General features: G+C 62.1%; 7 protein-coding genes. 5 read left to right on the forward strand and 2 right to left on the reverse strand.

Annotated elements, in window-relative coordinates:
* Positions 1-993 (forward strand): Gfo/Idh/MocA family oxidoreductase (locus FJZ36_17320; GenBank protein ID MBM3216661.1); only part of this gene is annotated, 993 nt, incomplete at its 5' end.
* A 104-nt stretch (positions 994-1,097) separates the two neighbouring features.
* On the opposite strand, the gene FJZ36_17325 is transcribed toward FJZ36_17320, so the two are convergent.
* On the reverse strand, positions 1,098-2,282 hold the full coding sequence (locus tag FJZ36_17325; GenBank protein MBM3216662.1) for a Gfo/Idh/MocA family oxidoreductase: 1,185 nt from the start codon (positions 2,280-2,282) through the stop codon (positions 1,098-1,100).
* Between the two features lie 610 nt (positions 2,283-2,892).
* On the opposite strand from FJZ36_17325, the gene FJZ36_17330 reads away from it, so the two are divergent.
* From FJZ36_17330 to FJZ36_17345, 4 genes are all read left to right on the forward strand, one after another.
* Positions 2,893-3,129: a hypothetical protein gene (locus FJZ36_17330; protein ID MBM3216663.1), complete on the forward strand. Its 237-nt coding sequence runs from the start codon at positions 2,893-2,895 to the stop codon at positions 3,127-3,129.
* Between the two features lie 210 nt (positions 3,130-3,339).
* Positions 3,340-3,879 carry an ImmA/IrrE family metallo-endopeptidase gene (locus tag FJZ36_17335; protein ID MBM3216664.1) on the forward strand — a complete coding sequence of 180 codons (540 nt, stop codon included), beginning with the start codon at positions 3,340-3,342 and terminating at the stop codon, positions 3,877-3,879.
* A 432-nt stretch (positions 3,880-4,311) separates the two neighbouring features.
* A complete protein-coding gene (locus tag FJZ36_17340; protein MBM3216665.1) occupies positions 4,312-5,139 on the forward strand; it encodes a putative methyltransferase in 828 nt (275 codons plus the stop codon).
* Positions 5,136-5,699 carry a hypothetical protein gene (locus FJZ36_17345; protein ID MBM3216666.1) on the forward strand — a complete coding sequence of 188 codons (564 nt, stop codon included), beginning with the start codon at positions 5,136-5,138 and terminating at the stop codon, positions 5,697-5,699. The genes FJZ36_17340 and FJZ36_17345 overlap by 4 nt, the downstream gene beginning before the upstream one ends.
* A gap of 191 nt (positions 5,700-5,890) precedes the next feature.
* On the opposite strand, the gene FJZ36_17350 is transcribed toward FJZ36_17345, so the two are convergent.
* On the reverse strand, positions 5,891-6,494 hold a 604-nt coding region (locus FJZ36_17350; protein MBM3216667.1), incomplete at its 5' end, for a phosphotransferase.

Here is a 6,494-nt window from a genome sequence, read left to right on the forward strand (position 1 = left end):
ATGACCCAACCCATCCGCATCGCGCAATACGGCGTCTCCCACGCTCACGCGTCGGGACACGCCGCCGTCCTTCAGGCGAACCCCGACGTCGATTTCGTCGGCGTCTATGAGCCGTCCGCCGCCAACCGCGAGCGCGTCTCAGGACGCCCGCCCTACACCGACGTCCGCTGGTTCGCCTCTGCCGACGCGATGCTCTCCGACGACTCCATCACCGCCATCGCCGTCGAGGGAGCCGTCCACGAGAGCCTCGCCTTCGCGCGAGATGCGATCGACGCGGGCAAGCACGTCTGGCTGGACAAACCCGCCGGCGACGACTTGCCGACGGTCCGCGCGATCATCGACGACGCCCGCGAGCGGGGCTTGATGGTCCAGTTGGGCTACATGTTTCGCTACAGCGATGCGTTCCGGAAGGTGCTCGATCTGGCTGCGTCGGGCTCGCTCGGCGACGTGTTCACCGTGCGCGGGCGAATGTCCACCCACTGCTCGCCGGAGGTGCGGGCGCAGTTGGCGCGGCACGAGGGAGGCATCCTCTTCGAGCTGCTCTGCCACCTGCTCGACATCGTCGTGGCGATGCTCGGCAAGCCGAAGCGCGTCACGTCGTTCCTGCGCAACGACCTGGGCATCACGCCGGGCTTCGCGGACAACACGCTCGCCGTGTTCGAATACGACCGCGCGATGGCGATGCTCGAATCGTCGGCGATGGAGGTGGAGCCCTTCGCGTGCCGTCGGTTCGAGGTCTGCGGAACGCGGGGCAGCGCGATCATCGAGCCGCTGGAACCGGCGCAGCTCCGTGTCTGTCTCGACGCCGACCGTGACGGCATGAAGAAGGGCTGGCAGGTCGTCCCCGTCGAGAACAAGCCGCGCTACGTGGACGACGTGGTCGCGTTCGTCGCGGCGATCCGAGGCGAGCAACTGCCCGACCGCACGCTCGATCACGAGCTCCTCGTCCAGGAGACGCTTCTGCGGGCTTCGCGCGGCGGCGACGCCGACTGACGCGAACCTGTCGCGCAGAATGGTTCATCTCGGCGGCGAGTGATCCGCCCCGATCTCGTTCTGCTCGGATCTGCCATTCCGCGCAGCTACCGGTCGATGAGCGTCTATAGCCCCCAGTGGTCGTCGATGGGCTTCTGGTAGACGCGGATCTTGCCATCGACGATGTCGTCGAAGTTCACCGCCTGCCCAAGCGCTCCCGACTCGTAGATGCCGATGGCGATGGACTTCGCGCGAAGCCCGATCTCCGCCGGAATCTCGACGGGGCGGTTGTGCTGGATTGCGTCGACGAAGTCGTAGCACTCTAGCAGGACGCCGTCCTCGAACCCGTGCGGGAAGAGCCGGTTCCGCTCCTCCTCGCTGAGGCTGGCGAGGTAGTCCTTCTTGATCTGTTCCATCGGGATCTCGGTGCCGTCCCTCATGACGATCTTCGCGTTGTCGAAGGGCCCGTGGAAGATGTCGCCGCCGTCCACGAGCGCGCCCTCGGTTCCGTAGTAGACAACGCGATTGAGGTTCGCCCCGGGAGCCGCCCAGGTACATGTCCAGAGCCCGATGACGCCGCTCTTGAAGTTGATCGTGGCGAACCAGGTGTCCTCGTGGTGGTTCTTGACGACCTCGTCGCCCTTGGTCACCTTGAGGTCTTCGAGCTGCTCGACGCGGGCGTAGATGCTCTCCGGGTCGCCGAACAGATAGCGGATCGTGTCGCAGTAGTGCGCGCCGGAGTCCATCACCATGCCGCCGCCGCTGTAGTTCAGGTCGAGCCGCCAGTGCCATCGGTCGGTGTCTTTGTGATCGCGCCAGCTCGCGTGTTGGGACATGAACATGCGCATCTCGCCCAGCATGCCCTTGTCCATGAGCCACTTGGACGCGCGTCGGCTGGGCATGCGGCGGATCTGCTCGGCGGTCGCGGCGATCTTCCCGTTGCGGCGAGCCGCGTTCATGATGGCGACGGTCGCGCGGACGGTGATGCCGATGGGCTTCTCGACGATGATGTTCACGCCGTTGTCGAGGCACTTGACGCCGTTGATGTGGTGGTGCGAGTGGGGGGAGCAGATGTCGGCGCCGTCGAGGTCTTCCTTCGCCAGCATCTCGTCGACGTCGGTGTAGACCGTCGGGCGCTTGCCGAACGCCTCCTTGACCCGGTCGGCGAAGTTCTCGGCGTTCTGCCGCACCGGATCGCACATGGCGGTCAGGTCGATCTTGTCGGGTTCCGTCTGCTTGATCTTGATGTAGGAGTTGAGGTGACCGCCAGCCATGCCGCCGCACCCGATGATGGCGACGTTGAGAGCCATTGTGGGACGCTCCTTGGGTTCCTACGCCTCTCCGGACCGCGAAACGAGGCGATTATAGGTGTGGTCGTGGGACGCGTCAAAGTCGGCGAGTCGCTGGCGTCTTGAAGGGTCGTCCGCTCTCCGGTGGTGCGGACCGAGCCGAGCAGGTTCGCCTCACAGACGTTGCCGATCAGCGAGTTGTCGCTGGAGTCGCCGCCCTCGATGGTTCCCCAGCTTTGCATCGGTTGAGCCGGGTCCTCGACGCAGTGGTTCCGCTCGACGACCGTGTGCGTCGTGCTGGGGAGCAGGATGCCCGGATACTCGCCCGGACGGCGCATCCACAAACCAGCGCCAGTGCCAACAGACCGTGGAGACTTTGTCCGGTACGGTTCATCGTTCATCCTCCGGAACGACAAGAATGACCGCGAGTGCCGAACCCGCCAAGCATCCCTGCCGTCGATGAGGTCTACCCACTGCGGCGTCGCGGGCGGCGGCGGAACGCGCGTCGGAGCTCTTCCTGACGCGATCCCTCTACAAGCGGAAGAGCACGGGAGAACCGATCAAGGACGCGTTCATCACGCTCCACTATCCCGCCTACGGGCACTACGACGCGCTGTGCGGTCTGAAGGTCATGGCGGAGTGCGGGTCCATCGGCGACCCTCGGTGCGCCGATGCGCTCGACCTGCTCGAATCGAAACGGCTTCCGGACGGCGGGTTCTCGGCGGAGGCGCGGCACTACCGACCCAGCGATCCCCGCGACAACGGCGTGTCCATCGTGGACTGGGGCGGGTCGAGCCGCCGCAAGAGCAATCCCTTCGTCACAGCGGATGCGCTCGTTATCCTCAAGGCGGCGGGACGGGCGATCTGACGTCCCATCCGTCAGTCCGAGACGACCTGCTCGACGGTGCGCTTCGCCAGCGCGACAGAGCAGGCTGCGTTGTGCCACGGCGACGACTGCGCCAACAGGGCGCGAGTGTCCGCCTTCCGTTGGCGTGCGCTGCTGGACAGCACGTGCTACTCTAACAGCACGTGCTACTCTACTGGAAGCGAATACGGTGTCGAGCGACGGAGTAGTTCGATGACAGCCGCAGATCGCGATGTTCCGTACATGGATCGGGCGACCATCGAGGCCCAAGCCGAGGCGCTTCGGCGCGAATACGGGCTCACCCGTGCTCCGGTTGATCCGATCGTGTTGGCGGACATGGCGGGGATCAAGGTACACGCGGCCACGTTCCTCGATTCCACTATAGTTGGTATGATCGCCAAACGAGGACAAGTCTGTCTGCTTTTAGTCAACGACAATGATCCACCATACCGCAAGCGATTCACAATCGCCCACGAGCTTGGGCACTTCTTCCTTGGCCACATCGACGAGGAGGACGAGTTTGTCGATTACGAGCGCACGCTGTTCAGTCAGGCACCGGAAGGCCAGACCACGGTCGCAGTGGCCAGGCGACGTGAGATTCAAGCCAACATGTTTGCTGCTGCATTGTTGATGCCCGAGGATGAAGTGAGAAAGAGATGGCAAGTTGTCAGGTCAATACGTGAACTCGCGCAAGCACTCAACGTGTCTGAAGAGGCAATGGGCATCCGGGTGAATCAGCTTGGGCTTGAGTAATGACGACTGACAACGATCCACTGGAGGAACTTGATCGGCTATTTGGCAGCCGCGGAGTGAGGGTTGGGCCCAAACTAACGTCTGAGGACATCCAGTCATATGGCGAACTGACGGGCATCCGTGACGCCAGTCACCGGCTACACACAGTACTACGGGAATGGAGTGCGCAACAGAATCAGGACAGAGACCTGAGGAAGCGATATGCAACGTGGCTGATGATTGTCATTACGGGCCAGATGGTCCTGATCAATGTTGCGTACGCATTGACGGGATTTGGGTTACTAACCGTCGATGCATGGACTTCTCGGACATTCCTTGTGGCAGTGTTCGCTGAGATCGCGGCGATGGCATCGATAGTTGTCCGCAGTCTTTTCCCGCCGCGAACCGATCAAATGTTGAACCTGATACATGCTTTGAGATCGCGAGGAACTGATGTGCCACGATCCTGAATACGAGCGTCGGCTCTCCGCGATAGGGGAAGTGGTACGGAATCGCCCAGAGCCCTTGCGAAAGTTCGACCAGATATACATGAACGAGCCAGACATGGTGTACCAGGTCTGTGCACTTAGTCATTGGTTACAGGACAGAAATGTACTGTTTGTTGGTGATGGTGATGGCATTGGACTGGCACTCACTCATTGTAGCCGCAGAGGATTAGTCGCAAATGGGCCGAAGCATGTAACAGTCTTGGACTTCGATGAGAGAGTAGTCAACTCAATCAACGGCTTCGCCAGTAGGCTCTCCTACAATCAGGCGATCCGTGCCGAGCGCTATAATGTCGTTGACCCGCTACCCAAGCAGCATTGGTCCATGTTTAATGCTTTCTACACCAATCCCCCCTGGGGTGCGAGCAATGGCGGAGCCAGTGTTCGTGCGTTCGTCCAGCGTGCCATCGAGGCGATGGGCGGATTGGCCAGAGGATGCATTGTCATAGGCGACTCTCCTGAACACGAGTGGACATATGCCGTACAGCTTAGTGTTCAGCGCCAGTTGCTTGCGGCATCCTTCCGCATTGCCGCAATGGCCCCGAGGCTCCACAAGTACGCGCTCGATGATGATCCGGACCTCACGTCTTGTCTGATTCACTGCGAGCGTACGGACGATCCAGGTGTGTTGTCGTACAAGAGTGCTGCTCTACCCGAGGGCACTCTCCGGGATTTCTACGGGACGGCAAAGGATCTGAACACTCAGTATGTCAAAGATGTGCCAGGCCGCTGCCCGGAACTAGTGCCACTTGGGCAAGGAGGAACAGTAGAGTGACAGCCTTACCGAACGCGTTCGTGTTCATGAAGGTCGGCAACCATGCGAATGAAACATGGGATGCGATCCTGTCGCGGAAACACCTGGAGTTCGAGAGCGATGGCAGGATCTACTGGGGATACGGTGGGAACACGTGCCATCCTACAAAGCATGTACAACCGTTTGCCGAGAAGGCAGTGCAGCATTCTGGCAGGATTCTACTCGTCATGGAACCAATAGACTCCAGAGCCGCTCCCATCATCGAGCCAGCAACCCAGTACTCAGTCGATGGCCAGGAATGGCACGATCTGCCCAAAGGCGCAATCGTCACTGGCTCAAAGTTCGCACTAGTCTTGGGAGAGATACAGGCCGGGGAGTTGGACATCCCCCTCAACGAGTACGACGTTGGCGTCGGGCCAAGTCGTGGCAACCCCGCCGAGGACTATGTCAAAGGCCGTACCGACAAAGCATGTCTCATGCGGAGCGGATCGCCACGGACGAACGAACCGAACAACGAATCCACGCGACACACCCGCTACTATGCTGAGCTCATCCCGCCGTACGCCGTGTTCGTACAGTAGAGCGCATCACCGACAATCCTCGTGGTAGATGTCCAGTGAGGCTGCTGCATCTGCCCTTCTCGTTTGGGAGCTCGGACGCTCGTGGATCAGAGGCAGGGCAAGCACCCTCAACCTTGGTCAGCGTCTCGGCCCCGGTACTCACGATCATGATCTCCGGCTCAGCCTGGATCGCGCTGGGTCCGTCGTCGCACCTACCGTATCTCGAAGACGACCTGCTCGACGGTGCGCTTCGCCAGCGCCGCGAAGCCGGGGTTCGTCTCGACGTAGTACGGAATGGCGATCACCGCTTGGTGTAGGGCGATCCCGCGCGCCCGGCTCCACGTGCCATCGTCTATGTCGAGCGTCCGCCGGAACGTATCTCGCCCAGCGCTCCCGAAGACGCTCCACGCGGGGATGACATCGTGCGCCGGATCGCCGATCCCCGCGCTGCCGAAGTCGATGACGGCAGCGAGCCGATCTGCGTTCACGAGCAGGTTCGGCATCAGCAGATCGGCGTGGATCCATACCGGTTCGCCGCTCCACGCCGGGGTTTCGAGCGCGCGATCCCAGGCAGCCAACGCAGCCGCGCAGTCGATGACATCCCGCGCGGATTCGAGGGCATCGCGTGTCATCGCGTCGAGCTCCCGCAGCGGGCGGCGACCTGCGCGCGGCGCGTCCCTCACCATCGGCACGGCACGCAGCTCCCGCACGAACTCCGCCAGGGTCCTCGCCGCGTCGCGTTCGTCGTCGATGAGGCGTTCGTCGTAGGGCGCGCCGTCGATCCACCGGTAGACCGCCCAGCGGAAGGCGTACCCA

The organism is Candidatus Poribacteria bacterium (assembly GCA_016866785.1).
In the GTDB taxonomy this organism is placed as follows: Bacteria; Poribacteria; WGA-4E.

Bases quoted from the DNA above. Each gene is read 5' to 3' on its own strand.
- FJZ36_17325 (MBM3216662.1), bottom strand. From the start codon at position 2,282: ATGGCTCTCAACGTCGCCATCATCGGGTGCGGCGGCATGGCTGGCGGT.
- FJZ36_17330 (MBM3216663.1), top strand. From the start codon at position 2,893: ATGGCGGAGTGCGGGTCCATCGGCGACCCTCGGTGCGCCGATGCGCTC.
- FJZ36_17335 (MBM3216664.1), top strand. From the start codon at position 3,340: ATGACAGCCGCAGATCGCGATGTTCCGTACATGGATCGGGCGACCATC.
- FJZ36_17340 (MBM3216665.1), top strand. From the start codon at position 4,312: ATGTGCCACGATCCTGAATACGAGCGTCGGCTCTCCGCGATAGGGGAA.